The sequence below is a fragment of the Acinetobacter sp. GFQ9D191M genome, from assembly GCF_011174875.1.
Classification (GTDB): Bacteria; Pseudomonadota; Gammaproteobacteria; order Pseudomonadales; family Moraxellaceae; genus Acinetobacter.
In genome coordinates this window covers 21004-38964 of the sequence record NZ_JAALGV010000052.1, presented here as the reverse complement: position 1 = coordinate 38964, position 17961 = coordinate 21004, and the positions used below count along the sequence as shown (strand labels likewise).

The 17961-nt window shown below is 38.9% G+C and carries 16 protein-coding genes and 1 pseudogene; all 17 read right to left on the bottom strand.

The annotated features are described in order from the left end of the window. A pseudogene (locus tag G5T77_RS08730) lies at window positions 1–280 on the bottom strand (IS66 family transposase); the annotation flags it as partial. Window positions 281–354: 74 nt separating this feature from the next. Then, entirely contained in the window at window positions 355–690 is a 336-nt protein-coding gene (tnpB, locus tag G5T77_RS08725; RefSeq protein WP_005108356.1) for an IS66 family insertion sequence element accessory protein TnpB, read from the bottom strand. Beyond that, a complete protein-coding gene (locus G5T77_RS08720; protein WP_160255527.1) occupies window positions 687–1115 on the bottom strand; it encodes a transposase in 429 nt (142 codons plus the stop codon). The genes tnpB and G5T77_RS08720 overlap by 4 nt, the downstream gene beginning before the upstream one ends. 105 nt (window positions 1116–1220) lie before the next feature. Then, entirely contained in the window at window positions 1221–2237 is a 1017-nt protein-coding gene (gene galE / locus G5T77_RS08715) for a UDP-glucose 4-epimerase GalE (protein ID WP_166135308.1), read from the bottom strand. After that, window positions 2230–3936: a glucose-6-phosphate isomerase gene (pgi, locus tag G5T77_RS08710; RefSeq protein ID WP_166135391.1), complete on the bottom strand. Its 1707-nt coding sequence runs from the start codon at window positions 3934–3936 to the stop codon at window positions 2230–2232. The genes galE and pgi overlap by 8 nt, the downstream gene beginning before the upstream one ends. A gap of 14 nt (window positions 3937–3950) precedes the next feature. Next, window positions 3951–5219, bottom strand: coding sequence for a nucleotide sugar dehydrogenase (locus tag G5T77_RS08705; RefSeq protein WP_166135311.1), 1269 nt, complete (start codon window positions 5217–5219; stop codon window positions 3951–3953). A 139-nt stretch (window positions 5220–5358) separates the two neighbouring features. Next, complete coding sequence (gene galU, locus G5T77_RS08700; RefSeq protein ID WP_166135314.1) at window positions 5359–6240, bottom strand: UTP--glucose-1-phosphate uridylyltransferase GalU; 882 nt, start codon at window positions 6238–6240, stop codon at window positions 5359–5361. Between the two features lie 88 nt (window positions 6241–6328). Beyond that, on the bottom strand, window positions 6329–8203 hold the full coding sequence (locus G5T77_RS08695) for a nucleoside-diphosphate sugar epimerase/dehydratase (RefSeq protein ID WP_166135317.1): 1875 nt from the start codon (window positions 8201–8203) through the stop codon (window positions 6329–6331). 257 nt (window positions 8204–8460) lie between these two features. Beyond that, window positions 8461–9636: a DegT/DnrJ/EryC1/StrS aminotransferase family protein gene (locus G5T77_RS08690; protein WP_166135320.1), complete on the bottom strand. Its 1176-nt coding sequence runs from the start codon at window positions 9634–9636 to the stop codon at window positions 8461–8463. A 31-nt stretch (window positions 9637–9667) separates the two neighbouring features. Continuing rightward, window positions 9668–10330: an acetyltransferase gene (locus G5T77_RS08685; RefSeq protein WP_166135323.1), complete on the bottom strand. Its 663-nt coding sequence runs from the start codon at window positions 10328–10330 to the stop codon at window positions 9668–9670. Beyond that, complete coding sequence (locus G5T77_RS08680; protein ID WP_166135326.1) at window positions 10323–10934, bottom strand: sugar transferase; 612 nt, start codon at window positions 10932–10934, stop codon at window positions 10323–10325. Before G5T77_RS08680 ends, G5T77_RS08685 begins: the two co-directional genes overlap by 8 nt. Beyond that, the gene (locus tag G5T77_RS08675) at window positions 10935–12068 is read right to left on the bottom strand and encodes a glycosyltransferase family 4 protein (RefSeq protein ID WP_166135329.1); all 1134 of its coding nucleotides are present in this window, start codon (window positions 12066–12068) and stop codon (window positions 10935–10937) included. It abuts the gene before it with no gap. 3 nt (window positions 12069–12071) lie between these two features. After that, window positions 12072–13181, bottom strand: a complete 1110-nt coding sequence (locus G5T77_RS08670) for a glycosyltransferase (protein WP_166135332.1) — start codon at window positions 13179–13181, stop codon at window positions 12072–12074. Window positions 13182–13185: 4 nt separating this feature from the next. Next, a complete protein-coding gene (locus G5T77_RS17185; protein ID WP_240904195.1) occupies window positions 13186–14445 on the bottom strand; it encodes an O-antigen polymerase in 1260 nt (419 codons plus the stop codon). Window positions 14446–14497: 52 nt separating this feature from the next. After that, the gene (locus tag G5T77_RS08660; protein WP_166135335.1) at window positions 14498–15616 is read right to left on the bottom strand and encodes a hypothetical protein; all 1119 of its coding nucleotides are present in this window, start codon (window positions 15614–15616) and stop codon (window positions 14498–14500) included. A 14-nt stretch (window positions 15617–15630) separates the two neighbouring features. Beyond that, window positions 15631–16710, bottom strand: coding sequence for an NAD/NADP octopine/nopaline dehydrogenase family protein (locus G5T77_RS08655; RefSeq protein WP_166135338.1), 1080 nt, complete (start codon window positions 16708–16710; stop codon window positions 15631–15633). Beyond that, on the bottom strand, window positions 16710–17960 hold the full coding sequence (locus G5T77_RS08650; protein WP_166135341.1) for an oligosaccharide flippase family protein: 1251 nt from the start codon (window positions 17958–17960) through the stop codon (window positions 16710–16712). Before G5T77_RS08650 ends, G5T77_RS08655 begins: the two co-directional genes overlap by 1 nt. Between the last annotated feature and the right edge of the window lies 1 nt (window position 17961).

The window sequence follows — 17961 nt, the reverse complement described above, 5'->3', positions numbered from 1 at the left end:
TGGGGTTTAGCGGACGCTTACGTTTAAATAGTGCGAGTTCATGCTCGTATTTTTGATTGAGAATAGAAAGATGTTGAACTTTAGAATCTAATTGCTGATTGGTGACTTCAAGATGTTGAACTCTGGCATCTAATTGCTGATTTGATACTTCCAGATGTTGGACTTGAGCATCTAATTGTTGTTTATCTTCTGCGAGTTGTTGATGCTGCATCGCCAACTGCCGGGTGAATTCCAGCAGTTGTTCATGGGTCAGTTGGCTTAAATCTGGCAGCGTATTCATGACCGCAGTATGCCTGAGGTCATGAGAAGAATGAAATAGAACGTTTGGAGGATGGCAGAATGGTCGAGCCTGGTTTAGAGCATTGTGACCACCTGCTGTCGTCCAATGCGCTGCCAGGGCAAACCCTGGATCAGTGCCTGTAACTGTTCCGGGCTGAGAGCTACGCTTTCACCCTGGTGAACTTTAGCCCAGTGAAATTTGCCCTGTTCCAGCCGCCGGGCACACAGCCAGATGCCCAGTCCATCATGCACCAGTACTTTCATACGATGGCCACGTTTATTACAGAACAGGTAGGCGCAATGCGGTTTGATCGAGCCAAAGGCTTTCATGATCTGCGCCATAGCTGTATCCATACCCGCACGCATGTCCATCGGCTGGGTAGAGAGCCAGATTTCATCGATACGGATCATTTGATCAAGCCCTGAAGTAAAAGCAGCAACTCCTTGGCCGATTCCACTGGCCATTCGATTTCGATCACCTGATCTCTTGCAGAACATTGTTTCTGATGCAGTGGAATTCTGATATGAGCGACAGTATTCTTCTCCGGCACAGATAGCGGAGGTGCGTCTTGTTTGGCTGGAGTCGGGTGAAGCATGACCGGAAGGAAGTCGGTCTGTGGAATGGATGAGATTGTTAATGATGGAACCATTGATCTAGACTGACGAATCCATTTATGCAACAGATTGGCATTGATCTGATGTTGCATTGCGACCTTAGCCACCGATGTATCTGGCTGCTGGCATTGCTGAATAAGTTGATGTTTAAATTCAGCCGTGAAGGTTCGACGGGGCTTTTTTAGCGTTGGTGCAGTGTCTATAACTGTCTTTAAATCCATAAATAGGTGTCCACTTAAATTTTAGTGGACACTATCGCGGTATTAATGAGTTAGAAAAAGTGGGGCTCAGCGGACGCTTACCTTATTCATACCACTTCAAGCGTTTTAACGATAGCCATTTGGATTCTGTTTTTGCCAGTTCCAGCTATCGGCCAGCATATCTTCCAGACCATACTGCGGTTGCCAGCCTAGCTCGGCAATAGCACGCCGATTATCTGCAAAAGAGGTTGCCACATCGCCCGCCCGGCGCGGCACCAGTTCAAATGGAATCTCTACTCCATTGACCTGTTCAAAGGTATTTTTCACCTGCAACACGGAAATCCCGTTTCCGGTTCCAATATTCCAGGCACGACAGCCCTGTGCATTTAAACGGTTATTCAGTGCACATAAGTGTGCATTGGCCAGGTCCACCACATGGATATAATCGCGGACGCCTGTGCCATCGACGGTATCATAATCACTGCCAAAGATTGAAAGTTTTTCACGACGACCGACAGCCACTTGGGTCACATAAGGCATCAGGTTATTTGGAATCCCTTGCGGATCTTCACCAATCTGACCACTTTTATGCGCACCCACAGGGTTAAAATAACGCAATAAGGCAATCGACCAACGAGGATCTGCTGCGGCAGCTTTTTCTAAGAGCTGTTCCACAATCAGTTTGGTATAGCCATAATTATTACTTGGCATTCCTGTTGGCATATCTTCATTCAGTGGTGAAATATTGGCTTCGTCATATACCGTGGCTGATGAGCTAAATACCAGTTTAAATACATTGGCACGTTGCATGGCCTGAATCAGGCTGATTGAACCTGCAATATTGTTGTCAAAATAACTGAGTGGAATTTGCTGGCTTTCTCCAACTGCTTTGAGTCCTGCAAAATGAATCACTGCATCAATTTGATGTGCAGCAAACACAGCATCCAAAGTAGCAGCATCACGAATATCGCCCTGAATAAACTGCAAGGTTTTGCCCGTCAGTTGCTGCACCCGCGCCAATGACTCTGCCGAGCTATTGGACAAATTATCTAGCACCACCACGCTGTGCCCTGCATTCAGCAACTCAACACAGGTATGTGAACCAATATAGCCAGCACCGCCTGTTACTAAAACATTAGCCATCTATTTTTCCTAATAAAATTTTTAATAAACCTTGAGTCGATGCATCAAGTGCCGATAAATCCTGTTGCTGCCCATTTAAAATAGGCAAGAGCTGATTGGCAATTTCCTTGCCTTTTTCTACACCCCATTGGTCAAAGGGATTGATATTCCACAGCACCGATTGTACAAAGACTTTGTGTTCATACAAAGCAATCAACATGCCTAAGCTATACGGATTGAGTTCTTGCAATAAAATACTGCTACTTGGCTGATTACCACTGTACTGCTTATACGCAGCTAAGCCATCTAATTCCTGCTGATCTAGAGCCTGATTTCCAAAGGCCAAAAGCCGCGACTGTGCCAAGCAGTTGGACAAGGCCAAATGGTGCTGCTCCACCAAAGCCTCGGCATTTTCGGCATAGGTAAATTGATTGGCATTATAACGCTGCACAGGGGCAATAAAATCACAGCTGACCGCATGTGTCCCTTGATGCAACAATTGATAGAACGCATGCTGTGCATTCGGCCCGACCTCACCCCAAACAATCGGGCAAGTATCCAAGCTAACCACCTCGCCATTACGCTGAATCGACTTGCCATTCGATTCCATTTCTAATTGCTGTAAATACGAAGCGAAGTATTTTAAACGTCCATCATAAGGCAACACCGCATGAGTCTGAATATTCAGGAAATTATTATTCCATACCCCCAGCAAGCCCATCAGCACTGGGATGTTCTGATCAAATGCAGCCGTTTGAAAATGCTGATCAACCGCATGTGCACCTGCTAAAAACCGCTGAAAACCGGCAACGCCAATGGTCAGGGCAATCGGTAAGCCAATACACGACCATAACGAATAGCGACCACCCACCCAATCCCAAAGCAAGAGCTGATTTTCAGGACAAATGCCCCAAGCGGTCATTTTATCGGCTTTGGTGGATACTCCAATAAAGTGATGTTTCAGAATTTGCGCATGTGTACCCAAGGCCTTTTCTAGCCATTGTTTCACCGTTTGCGCATTGGATAAGGTATCAATCGTGCCAAAAGACTTGGACGAAATAATAAACAAGGTCGTTTCAGGACGCAGACGATGCAGCAATTCAGATAACTGGCTGCCATCCATAGTGGATACAAAATGTACATTCAGTGGTTTTTCTGTCGCCACTTTAAAATCAGATAAGGCTTGGGTCACCATCAACGGGCCTAAATCTGAGCCACCGACACCAATATTGACCACATCCTGAATCACTTCACCCGTGGCACCACGGTATTGGCCTGCATGGATTTTTTCCACCAAGGCATACATACGTTCAAGCTGAGTATGGACTTGCTCAGTCAATGCAGCGTAGGCATCGGTCTGTTCGGAAGCGCTTGCTGCTGTGCTCGTTGCAGGCAAACGCAAGGCCCAATGCATCGCATCGCGCTGTTCGGTATAGTTGATTTTCTCTGAGCCAGTTGCCGTTGAAAATAAACGTTGAATCCACTCAGCAAGCTGACTTTGCTGTGCAAACTGAACCAGGGTCTGCAACACCTTGGCGTCAATCCGATGCTTGCTATAGTCAAACAGCACACTGTCCAAAGCCACCGAGAAACGCTGAAAACGCTGTGGATCTTGAGCAAATAGCTGATTTAAATGCAGCTGCTGAAACTGTTGCTGTAATTGTTGTAACTGCGGCAAAGCATTGTCACTTTGGGAGAACGAGCTTTGCGTCTGTGACATTGTGCTACGAATCATTAGCGACCGACTCCCATATAAGCAAAACCTTGTGCCTTTACAAATTCAGGATCATAAATATTGCGACCATCCAAAATCAGCGGATGCTGCATCTGCTGCAACAAAGTCGGATAATCCAAACTCCAATATTGTTTCCACGCAGTCAACACACATAATGATGATGCCCCCTCTACCGCTTGATATTGGTCTGCGCATAAAATCAGATCATCACGCTGACCATATTGTGCCGCAATTTCAGGCAAAGCTTGTGGATCGTGCAGTTTTACCGTCACACCCTGCGCCCACAACGCAGGCAACATCACATGAATTGGAGAATGTTGCACCCGTGCGGTATTTTCTTTAAAGGCCGCGCCCCAAATCGCCACAGTTTTGCCGTTTAAATCACCCTGATAATAATTCCATAGCTTTCTAAACAAGAGTTCTTTTTGTTGTTCGTTGATGTCCCAGACCTGCGCCAACAACTGACTTTTTACCCCTGTGGTGGAGACGGTACTGGCCAGAGTCTGAATATCATGGCTAAAGTTTTCACCACCAAACCCTGCACCGGGGTACATATACGATGCACCAATACGGCTATCTGCCGCCATGCCTTGGCGTACATGCTCAATATCAATCCCGAGTTTTTCTGCCACCACTGCCAAGTCATTGATATAACTGATACGGGTTGCCAGCATGCCTGAAATACTCAGTTTGGTAAATTCTGCATCCAACACGGGCATAAACAGGTATTGCTGCGCACGTGGAAATAAGGGGCGGAGTAATTCTTTGAGTTTGACTTGCGCACGTTCATTTTCACAACCCACCGTGAGTTGCTGTGCACGGGTCAGACTTTGAATGGCATTGCCCTCTTGAATCATGTCGGGCAAATACATCCAGTCATCTTGTGGCAAGATTTTTTGCAGGCGCTGTGTGCCATTTAAACCCAAAGTCGAGGCATTGATCATCAATTTAGGGTGAATGATCGGACGTTGTTGCAACTGCCCCAAGACTGTCACAGCATGGGTTTCTTCAGTCGGATTCAAACTGAGTAGATACACATCAACGTCTAAAGGCAATGCAGCAAAATCACAATAGTGTAAAAAGCCCTTGCTGCATTGTTGTTGTAATAAAAGGCTCAAGGCTTGGTCTTGAAAGCTGAGATGTTGCTGTTCGAGTGGATGGGCTGCGTCTTGAAAGATATCGCACCAATAGACTTGATGCCCACATTCTGCCAAGAGTGCAGACATCACGCCTGCATAGAGGGTTTTTCCAAAGACTGCGACTTTCAAAATGTGTTCCTGTGTATTGGTTGATGCTGTTTATTTCACGTGGGTTCCTCCCTGAGCAAGAGTTTAAGCACTGCTTTAAATTCTTGCGTAAGAAGGGAGGCTAGGAGAGATTTTCTAATCTTTCCCCCCTTAATCACCTTTAAGATTCAATCTTTAACTCTTGAATCAAGGCTTTAAAATCATCGCCTAATTTTGGATGATCGAGTCCATAATGCAACACCGCTTTTAAGTAACCCAACTTGCTGCCACAGTCAAAAGTCTGACCTTGCATACGGTAAGCTTCCACCACACTGTTTTGTTGCAACATGGCAATGCCATCGGTCAATTGAATTTCATTACCTGCCCCTTTAGGGGTGTTTTCGAGCAAATTCATAATTTCTGCAGGCAAAACATAACGCCCCACCACCGATAAATTAGAAGGTGCCGTGCCTACTGCGGGTTTTTCAACAATGCCCTGCATCACGGTACTTTCACCTTCAGCAGGTGCTGCAGCTACATCGACAATACCGTATTGGTCGACCAGATGCTCTGGCACTGCTTCAACCATAATCTGTGCAGCGTTGCTTTGCTCAAAACGCTGAATCATACGCGCCAAGTCATTTTGTGCAGCATCATCCTTTACCAAAACATCGGGTAACAGCACTGCAAAGGTGTCATTGCCTACTACAGATTTAGCACATAAAACCGCATGCCCTAAACCTAAAGGTTGTGGCTGACGCACACTCACAACACTGACATGTGCAGGTAAAATTTCGGTAATTTCTTTGAGCAAATCCAGTTTTTGTTTTTGTGCTAAAGTGGTTTCTAGCTCAAAGTTACGGTCAAAGTAGTTTTCAATGGAGGCTTTAGATGAATGGGTCACCAAAATAATTTGCTCAATCCCTGCTGCTACTGCTTCGCGCACTACATATTCAATCGCAGGACGATCGACCACAGTCACCATTTCTTTAGGGATAGATTTACTGGCAGGTAAAAAACGGGTGCCTAAACCTGCAACGGGTAAAATGGCTTTTTTAATCATCTCAGATACCTAATTTCACACAAATTTTTTAGTTAAATTTTACTCATCAACAAGTTGAACTGACTTACTTCAACTTAGTTTTTGAAATTTAGTTCACCTTAATTTCTGTACCACGTACATAACCATCAACATAGTGTTCCAGCTGTGCCAAAGCCCAGTCGATATCACTTTGAATTGCGGTTAAGTCATGCATACGCTCAAACACCATCAGCAATTCATCCAACGGATACATTTTTTCATAAGAACGCAAAATACGACTGTGCTGGGTCACTTCGGTATTATCGGCATCAATCAACAATTCTTCGTAAAGTTTTTCGCCTGGGCGTAAGCCTGAATATTGAATTTCAATATCACCTTCCTGACTGCCTGTTTCTCGTACTTTTAAACCACTCAGCGCAATCATCTGACGGGCCAGGTCCTGAATCCGTACCGGCTCGCCCATATCCAGCAGGAACACATCGCCACCATGACCCAAGGCACCGGCCTGAATCACCAGCTGTGAGGCTTCTGGGATGGTCATAAAATAACGGGTGACTTCAGGATGAGTCACGGTAATGGGCCCACCTTTGGCAATTTGCTGTTTAAACAACGGCACCACCGAACCCGATGAACCCAAAACATTCCCAAAACGGACAATGCTAATTTGGGTTTGTTCTTGTGCTTCTGCCATCGCCTGACAATACAATTCTGCCATACGTTTAGATGCCCCCATGACATTGGTGGGGCGCACGGCTTTATCGGTAGAAATGAGTACAAAGGTTTCTACACCTGTTTTGACCGCTGCATTTAAGCTAAATGCCGTACCAATGGCGTTATTTTTCAGACCTGCCAATGGGTTACATTCTACCAACGGCACGTGTTTGTAAGCAGCCGCATGGTACACGGTTTGAACCCTATACTGTTCCATCACTCGCTCTAGTTTGGCCTGATCGAGCACTGAACCTAAAATCGGGATAATCGTGACATCGCTATTTAAGCGTAATTCTTTGTCAATGCTATACAACGCAAATTCGGTCAGTTCATAAATCACCAAGGCTTTGGGTTTATTTTTAACAATTTGGCGACACAGTTCAGAACCAATGGAACCACCCGCGCCTGTGACCAAGACCATTTTGTCCTGAATATTTTTAGCCAACAGTTCGGGTACAGGCGGCACAGGGTCACGCCCGAGCAGGTCAATAATATCGACTTCCTGTATATCCGATACGCGAATTTCACCATCGACCAGTTTGGTCAGTCCTGGAATTTCGGTAATTTTAATATGTGCAGGTTCTAAGAATTTGACGATTTCACTTTTACGCATCCGCCCGACAGAAGGCAGTGCAATCAAAATTTCATCAATATGCTTTTTCGGCATGACTTTTAATGCTGTTTCTGCATCATAGACTTTCAAACGGCCCAATTGCTGCCCAGTGAGTGAGGGATCATCATCTATAAATAATACGGGTAAGTGTTCATCGGAATTGTAGAGTGCTCCTGCAATTTGCTGACCTGCATTGCCTGCACCATAAATCGCCACACGTTTTTTTTGTACATCGGCCTGTAAATAAGAACGCACGATAAAGCGAATAAAACCACGGCTAAACCAGACCCAAGCGAACATGAGAAAGCCGAACATGAGCGGAATAGAAGTGGGAATAAAGGCATCGGTAAAGTAAGCTAGCGCATACAACCCTGCCACAGTCAATGAAGTGCCCAACCCCAATTTGACCATAAACAGTTCGCTGTAGGTGCGCACAATAAAGCGATATACCCCAAAAATAAACAGCGATACAACGGCAATCACACTTGCCCATACCGATCCAAAAGCCAAGTTGGGGACCACTTCTGCGCCTAAATCAAACTGGCGGATGGCATAACATAGCCACAGCAAGACAGGAAATACACAAAAGTCCAACACCATTAAAAATGCGAGTTTGACTAAGCGGGGGGATTCTACAGCAGGTTCGATAATGGATTTCACGGAATGAAGCTTCTCAATATTTTTTACTGAAAATTGTCTATTTAATGTATATAGACAATTTTCAGTTCACACTATTTTTATCAAAGTAAAATATATCATTTGGCATATTTTACTCTATTTTCAGTTTAAAGATTAGATGACCCTATCGCACTGCAATAGCCGAATGATGTAAAGCTACAACAACCAACCTAACGCAGCCCTTTGCGCCCTATCGCAAGATGAAGATCACCACTAGAAGGCTGCATCACAAGTATAGCTTAGCTTGCCATCTGTTGTATCACCTGCTGAATGGCTGCAATGGTTTTTGTGATACTGTCATCGCTTAAGTTAGGATGTACTAAGAACATTAAACTGGTTTCGCCCAATTGCTGTGCATTGACCAAACGCTGTGCAGGTCGCCATGCGGTGCCATCAAAAGCATGCTCCAAATACACTTCTGAACATGAGCCGCTAAAACAAGGTACATCAAGCGCATTGATTTCCTGCATGATACGATCACGTGACCAACCTGCAGGTAACTGTTCGCTATTCACCTGCACATAGCACTTGTAATTGGCATGTACATAGTCACTGTCTGGGTAATGCACAGTAAAATAGGGACTGTCCTGAAAGGCTGCCAAAATGCGCTGTGCATGCTCGGTACGTTTTTGTGTCCATTCAGGCATGCGCTGTAATTGTATACGTCCAATCACGGCTTGCATTTCCATCATGCGCCAGTTGGTGCCAAATGAGTCATGTAACCAACGGAAACCCGGTGGATGTTGTTTGTGATAAATGCTGTCGTAATTTTTACCATGGTCTTTGTAGGACCACATTTTTTTCCATAGCTGTTCATCATTGGTAGTGACCATACCGCCTTCGCCACCTGTGGTCATAATTTTGTCCTGACAGAACGACCATGCACCAATATGTCCAATTGAACCCGCAGCTTTGCCTTTGTACATCGCACCATGTGCCTGTGCACAGTCTTCAATCACATACAGACCCTTTTCTTTTGCCAGTTGCATAATTGGGTCCATATCACACATCCAGCCTGCCAAATGTACACAAATAATGGCTTTGGTATTTGGAGTCAGTACCGCTTCAATGGTGCGAGCAGAAATGTTTTGTGAATCGAGTTCTACATCTGCAAAAATGGGGTTGGCACCTGCTGTCACAATGGAGCTTGCCGAAGCTAAAAAGGTGCGTGAAGTGACAATCACGTCATCACCCGCGCCAATATTCAAGGCTTTGAGTGCAACATCCAAAGCGACAGTACCGTTGGCAAGTGCCACGGCATATTGGGTTTGCGCAAATTGCGCAAATTCTTTTTCAAATTCGCGGCATTCTTGCCCTGTCCAGTAGTTGACTTTGTTGGAGAGTAAAACTTGAGATACGGCATCTGCCTCTTGTTGAGTAAAGCTTGGCCATGGTTCAAATGCAGTATTTAGCATGCTTTATCCTAGAATATTAATCGTATTCGTCTTAAAAATTAGTTTTTTTCAGCAGTCGCGCAGGGTTACCAACAACGGTCACACCTGCAGGTACACTTTTAGTCACTACTGCGCCCATACCAACCACCGCCCCCCGACCAATAATTAAAGGTTGGTCTGGCGTACCTTGTTTTATCACCGCACCCGCACCAATATAGGCATGGTCATGAATGTGAATATTGCCATTACACTGAACCCCTGGGGCAAAAGTAACAAAGTCACCAATCACACAATCATGTTCTACATAGCTATATAAGTTGGCATGAAAGCATTTACCAATTTTTATATTTGAGGTAATGCTCACAAATGGGCTGAGTGCTGCACCTGCGGCAATTTCAACCTCATCCATCAGTACGACATTATCTGCCTGAACACTCCAGAGCTCAATTGCATCTTGTTCAAGTTGTATTGAAATTTTTTCACGTACTTGACTATTGGCAATCGCAATTAATACATGTTTTTGAGTCGCAGGGTGTGCTTTAAATGCCGTATAATTCATGGCACGGTGTGAATTGATTGTGGTTTCTACAACTAAGCTATCATCTATAAATACAATTTCAGCAGGATTTCCCAAACGCTTTAATTGGGCTCTTGCCACTGGCATCAAGCTACGCCCACAGCCAGAGGCACCATATACTGCATATAGTTCAGTCATGCTGTTGATCCGATTTTGTACCCGTAAATTTAGTCATGGTCGCTTCGCCTGCTTCATTAATATCATCTTTGGCGAGCACTTTTTTAACCGTTTTAAGCATAATTTTAAAATCTAACCAAACCGATTGATTTTCTACATACCACGTATCGAGTTTAAATTTTTCTTCCCAACTAATGGCATTACGTCCATTGACCTGTGCATGCCCTGTCATGCCTGGGCGGACTAAATGGCGTTTGGCTTGTTCTTGGTTATATAACGGTAAGTATTCCATAAGTAATGGGCGTGGTCCGACGATGCTCATATCACCCTTAATGACATTCCATAATTCTGGCATTTCATCCAAACTACTAGAACGCAGCATTTTGCCAAACGGAGTTAATCGCTCACTGTCTGGTAAAGGGTTGCCTTGCGCATCTACTGCATCTTTCATGCTGCGAAATTTAATCATTTCAAAAGGTTTGCCGTGTAAACCCGGGCGTACCTGACGAAATAAAACAGGTGAGCCTAGATTTTTTTTCACCTTATGTGCCACATAAAAATACAACGGTGACAGTAAAATCAGGGCAATAGAAGCAATAATAATATCGAGGAGGCGTTTTAGCATTTATAGACCTAGAATATTCACTAAACGTTGATTTACTTTTTCTGCATCAAACTTTTCAACGGCAATTTTATAGCTTTCGGCACCCATTACTTGGGTTTTTTCTGGATTCTCAATGAAATAAATCATTTTTTCTGCCAAAGCTTCAGGATTCCATTTTGGCACAATAAAACCATTCTTCGTGTTAATTACTGTTTCTCTACAACCTGGCACATCTGTTGTAATAATTGCACGTCCTGTCGCCATTGCTTCTTGGGTACTTCGTGGCACTCCCTCACGATACGATGGCAATACAAATACATGACTGTCAGCAATCCAGTCTTTGATATTACTCACATGACCAGGGTATTGAATAATATTAGAGGAAATTAAACTATCCAATTCTGTTTGTTGTAAAGCGCCTAAATTATGATGGTCTATTGCACCAAGCACTGTAAACTCTGTATCGGGATAAATTTTCTTTACCAGTTTTGCTGCCTGAACAAATTCATGTATCCCCTTTTCTTTCAATAAACGACCAATAAATAAGAATTTAAGGGGCAAATGAATATTACTCAATGGTTGATATGGATAGTCTTGTAAATTTAAGCCAATCCCACCTAAAACCTCTACTTTTTTGACATTTATAGCATATTTTTCAAGTAAATCTTTAGGGTCATCAGGATTTAAAAAAATAAGCTGATCAAGTTGTGGTAATGCTATTTTATATAAAAAAACCTGTATCTTTTTTATAAGCTGAGTTTTTTTACTTAAGCCTTTTGGTTGCTCCGTAAATGTATAGCCTAACCCTTCTAGCATACCAACAACACGCGGAGCTTTAGCTAATTTGGCTGCCAAAGTACCAAAAATGACAGGTTTAGAAAAATAAGAGAATACTAAGTCAGGATTAATTGCTTTAATTTTTTTTGAGAGTTGATATGTTGCAATTGTATCTGCAAGTGGGTTTAGTCCACCACGGTTTAATGTATATGTAATTGGCGTAGCACCCAACTTTTCTATTTTTTTTAGGTCTTCTGCCGTATATTCAGAAGTAAACGCATAAACTTGATGACCTTTTTTTAAAAGTGTGCGAATTAAATCTGCACGAAAGCCATAGAAGCTTGATGCAACTGTGCCAATAAATGCGATGCATGCCATTAATCAGCTCTCCCATATACGATGATATTTTTGAATCATCGTATGTATCTCAAAATTATTTTGAATATGCATTACACAATCATTTTTTCTAGCCTGCCACTCAGTTGGCCTAAATTGTAATTCACTTAAAGCTGCAGAAATAGCATCTGCTAATTTAATAGAATTCTGAGCAGGTACAATCCAGCCATATTTATCAATAATTTCTCGTGCATCTCCCACATCAGTTGAAACACAAGGTATTCCACATGCCATAGCTTCTGCTAATACATTCGGAAATGCCTCGCCAAGACTTGATAATACGTGCAAATCAATTGCATTCATTAATGCAGGTATATCATTACAACGACCATATAATGTTATATCTTCATTCAACTTTAAATTATTTAGAGAAATTAATTCCATTAACTCTTTATTATCTTCAGTCATACCTGTTCCCACCAAAACAGTATGAAAATAAGTATCTTTACTTTTAAGTATGGATAATGCTTGAAGTAAATTTTGGTGGTCTTTTTGAACATCGTAACGTGCGACCATAGCAATTACTGGTTTTTTATAATTAAATTTAATTTTTTGATCTAGCAGCGGACGAAATTTATTTAAATCATAGCCATTTTGAATAAGTTCAAATTTATTTTTTACGTAACCTTGATTTTTATGAGATTCAATTGCATCTCTAGAGCAACTAATAATTTTTTTAGGTATAAAATGAGAAAGAATAGCACACATTTTCATTATAAAATATGTAGATTTTTTTATAGTTCCTTTACTTAAATTACTATGACGAATACCCCAGAATATTTTAGGCACTCCTGCTATTTTTGCAACCATGCCGCCTAAAAAGTCTGCATGATACATCCATGTTTGCACAATAGTAGGCTTTATACTACGAATTAAAGAATATAATTCTATAGTTTTTTTTAAATCCATTTTAGATGGATTTAAATTTAAACAATAAACTTTAACACCACCTTGCTCTAAAATTGAACCATATTTCCCCATATCCATTAAAGAAATTACAATATGTTTCTCAGGTTCAAGCAAGCACATTCGAGCCAAGACACCTTCTGCCCCACCATCATTTAAACCAGTAATTACATGAAGCTTCTTACACATCTTACTATCTTCTTACAATGTATTTCAAATTAAAATAAAAGACTAATATTAGAAAAAATAAAATTTGTGGTACGCGATTTTGGAAAAACAACCCTAAATCAGAATTTGACATCAAATATGTGAATGTTGGAATAAGCATTCCATAAAAACCAATAATAACTGGATTCTTTTTTATACGTAAATTACTATTAAAAACCATATCAATTAACCTAAAAATATATCCTACTATAAAACCATGAACTACAACACCTACCACACCTAAGCTAATATACCCAAAAGCAACTGGACCAGGGGGTATGATACTTTCCCAGCGCCCCATTATTAAATAAGTATTATAGTAAGAAATAGAATCCTCAAGACTAAAACCCAATAGTTTAAAAGGAATAAAAGACCAATATATATAATCACCAAAATATCTATATTCACTATCACTTTTAATAAAATTAATTAAAGATAAGTATTGATGAGAAAATTCCATCATGATTAAGTTATACGAATTTGACAGCATTGGTATAAATTGATTTCTAAAAAAATCAATTACATCAAAGTTTTCGGTATTAAGTGCAAAAATTAAAGTCTTCCCAAAAACGATATAAAACAATGTAAATATAATAATAAATATAGAAAATTTTAGTGGCAACTTCTTCTTAATAGCTATGTAAATAGCAGCTAATGATATAAAGAAACTAATACCATTTTCTCTACCTGCACTTAAAAACAAACCAAAAACACAAAGAAAAAAGTTAACTATAAATAATATTTTAAACCCAATATTTTGCTTTTCTTTTTCCATTAAAATCTTAGCAAAAAAAATAAAAAATGATAAATTAACTAACTTATAAAAACTTAAAAAAAATGCCCCTAAATAACTTTTAACATCTGCATGCCCAGATCGTATTTGAGACATGTTAGATAAAACATAATTCAAACCACCGTATTCTCTTAAAAAAACAAATAACGAAAGAATACCTACAAAAATTAATATATAATTAATTTTTTTTATCATCTCCCTATCAATACTAAAATCCAAATACCCTCTGTACCTACAAAAAATTGATCCAATGATAAAAGACAAATAAAATAAAATATTTAAAAATTGAGCAAAAAAACTCATTACATCATATTTGGTTAATAAAAACGCATGATTAGCAACCTTATCATAAGAAAGAATCAAAGCGATAGGAGCTAGACAATAAATGACTAAAAACCATATTTGTGCCATAAGTATTAAAGTAAATCCTCTTTTTAAATACTCTTGGAACATAAAAATAAATACCACAAATATAGTGATAATAGGCAAAATAAAATACATAATATTAACTCTGAATTAGCTCTTTTAAAGTTAATTCTTGCACCCAAAATTTACCTTGTCTAAAATCATAATTGTTTTCTGATAATCGTATATATTTACCAGCTACACCATTAATAGAAAGTTGTTCACAAGTATCTACACCAATAAAAATAGATGATTCTATGACTAAAAATTGCTTTCTTTTTTCACTATAGACAAAGTCTGTAGCTAAACAAACGGATCCAAATTTTTCTTTGACTTGATAAGCCAACTCTAACGCCTCCACAGGAATTTCTTTCTTCTCATAGTTCCCAGCACCAGAGGCACGAAAGTCACCCTTATTAGGGTATCGATAATATCCAAATAAATCGTTACCTATACAAATAATACGCAAATCATAGGTAGCATCATCAACAAACTCTTGAAAATAAACATAGTTTTTCTGATTAACGTATCTAAAATAAGTTTCTTTCCCTTTATAGGAAAAAATCTGATCTACATTTTTTTTAGCTTGCTCGTAATTTTCAATTTTATCTACGCCAAAAGATGCTGAACCAGTTGAAATTTTAGCAATTAGTGGGTAATTTGCCTGCTCTAGATAAGCAAGAACCTCTTCTTTACAATGACTAATAAAGGTAGGAATATGAGGTAAATTATATAGCTTATATAAATATGTTGCTCTTACTTTATCCTCATAGGACCATATTTCATCATAACTTGGCAAACTTTTTATTCCCATTTTCTCAAAAATGTAAATTTTACTTTTCGCAATATCTTGTGTAGAAGGATCTGAATCTGTATGCCAAACAATGAGATCAAATTTTTTTGCCTCTTCCATCCAATTCGACTTGAATGGATCATAATATTCATAGTAAATATTATTATTTTTTAAAAATCTTTCGTACTTTGGATAATAAGCACGCTCTTTAACTAAGCCAACATCTGCATAATTATCATCGTCTTTAACTAATCCTACTCGTATATTGACAGGATGTGTTAAAAGAACTTTTTCAGCCTCATTCAAATATTGATTCAATTGCGTCGTGTTCATTAAATCATTCTCAGATTTAATACGTCTTTTCAAATAAATTTTTTTTAACCAAGGTGTAGATAAAACCAACTCTCTAATATACATTTTCGACATAATAATCCCCAAACTTAATTAAAAAAATCAATAAGTTGCTCTTTACTTAAGGACCCTAATCCTAAGCTTTCTAAAGTACGTGATTTTTTAAAAAAATCATATTGAACCAACGATGAAGCTATAGTGATTAATGAGTTTGTTATGGGTGTATCTATCTTTAAAACTTTCCCTAGCATACTTAATAGACATAAACCATTTGCCACATCTTCATGTAAGTATCTCGTTGATAAAGAATCTGGTCCTTTTGGTCCACCTGTTTCTGCATATCCTTTAAAAACTTCATAGGAATCCATATTCAGATCATCTGCGTTACGAAATTTACAGGCATCTAAATAGGATAGTTTTTCCCCTTTAAATGCTTCAATAACTTTATTCTTTTCAGAATCTAAATCATGAATAAGATTCCAAATAGCAGGTGAGAATGACTCCTTATACATCCAAAACTCACCCTTCATCATTTCAATACGACTAGCAGACATAATTACCCCTATAGTATGAACAACTAGATTAGGGTTATGTAAAGCAGATTCTACCAAATTTTGTCTTTTAAACTTATAGGTATCAACCAGAGTAGAAATATATTGAAGACCTTCATCTGCTCTTGATTTTGGCAAAAATGAAACAGCATTACGTCTATTTTTAAATAATATTTTCACTACACCAGGTCTTTCTAATCTTGCATCATAAGGTGTCGATTCGCCCTCAGCATAGATAACTTTATTACCTATTCTTTTATATAAATATAGTGAGCCTAAATTTCCAGGAATTGTAAAAATAATTTTACAGGAATCTGGAATAAAAGAAGCTATTTTTTCAGCTACGCTTTCATGATGAATACTTTGAGTTAAAATTATAATGATTTCAACATCCCGCAAACCATCTTTAATATCTCTTGTTATTTTAAAAATTTTAACAAAACTTTGACTTTCGTCTAAATCATGCAACCAAATACCTTTTTGTTGACTAATTACATTAAAATTTTCTTCATGCAAGGATTTAGACGTCTTAATTAAGCTAATACTATGGCCTTGTTGAGTAAATTTTGCAGCCAATGCACAACCAGCATTTCCTGTTCCTAAAATAGCTATTCTCATTAAACTTCACCTAATTTTTTAAATTTTAGATAATATATATATGCAGTCACCCCCATTAGCAACTGAGCAATGGCAATATTTAATGCTCCTCCTAGAATGCCGAATGTTTTAATTAAAGGATATGAAGCAATTAATCCTAATATAGATATTAAAAATGTGTTTTTCATAACAATTTTATCATGCCCTCTTGGTATTAAGTAATTTGTTGAATACAAACTATACATCGCAACAAAAAATATACCTATCAATAGCAATATAAACACTAAAGAGGCATTATTGCCGGCTATTCCAACCCACTGAAATATGAATGGATGAACTATAGCCACAGAAGCAATTAATACCAGAAAAATCAGAGTATAAGCTTTAGAGAATAATTGAAATTTCTCTTTTTTCCTTAATAAATATGGAAAAAAAACTGTTGATACCACTGCATTAAAAACACTTACCATATTAACAATTTGTCTTATTGCACCAAAAAATCCAGCTATATTCTTCCCAAGAAGAATACCCACCAGAAAAGTTGTTGTATTATTGTAAAAATTGGGCATAAATTGATTAATAAATAATGGAAAACCATTTTTTAGATTATTTAAGGTTCCTTTTAATCCAATATTTAAAAAGCTTATCTGATAATTTTTTACAATAAGATAATTAGATATTATTGCAACCACTATAGAACTAAATCCGTAAAGCAGGGGATAAATCCAGTAATCTTGAGGATGTTTTATAAATAAAAAAACACCAACAGTGAAGAGACCTTTAACTATTAGATCCATAATCGTGATATATCGCATCTGCTCAATACCACGAAAAAACCATTCAGGAAAAAGTGTTTGACCTACTAAAATCAAGCACATGAAAAAATATACCAAAAGATCCTCTTTAAACTGAGGAATCCAAAAAATCAAAATAAATAATATAATCAATGACATTATTAGCAAATATATCTTTGAAATAATAGTTTTACTATAAATATAGCTAATTTTATTTTTATTATTTCTATTTTTTACAATTTCACGAGTAGCTGACAAATTAAAACCATAATCAGTAATTGCCTGAAAATAAGCAATTAGTGATAAGGCCAAAACAATTGCACCATATTGCTGAAATCCTAACACTTTAATTAAATAGGGAAGCGTGACAAAAGGAAGAATAGCATTGACCAACTTTAAAACAGATAATGAAAAAAAATTTTCCATTAGCCTTTTTACTTCACCAGATTTTAATAAGTAAGACAATTGTTTAAACATA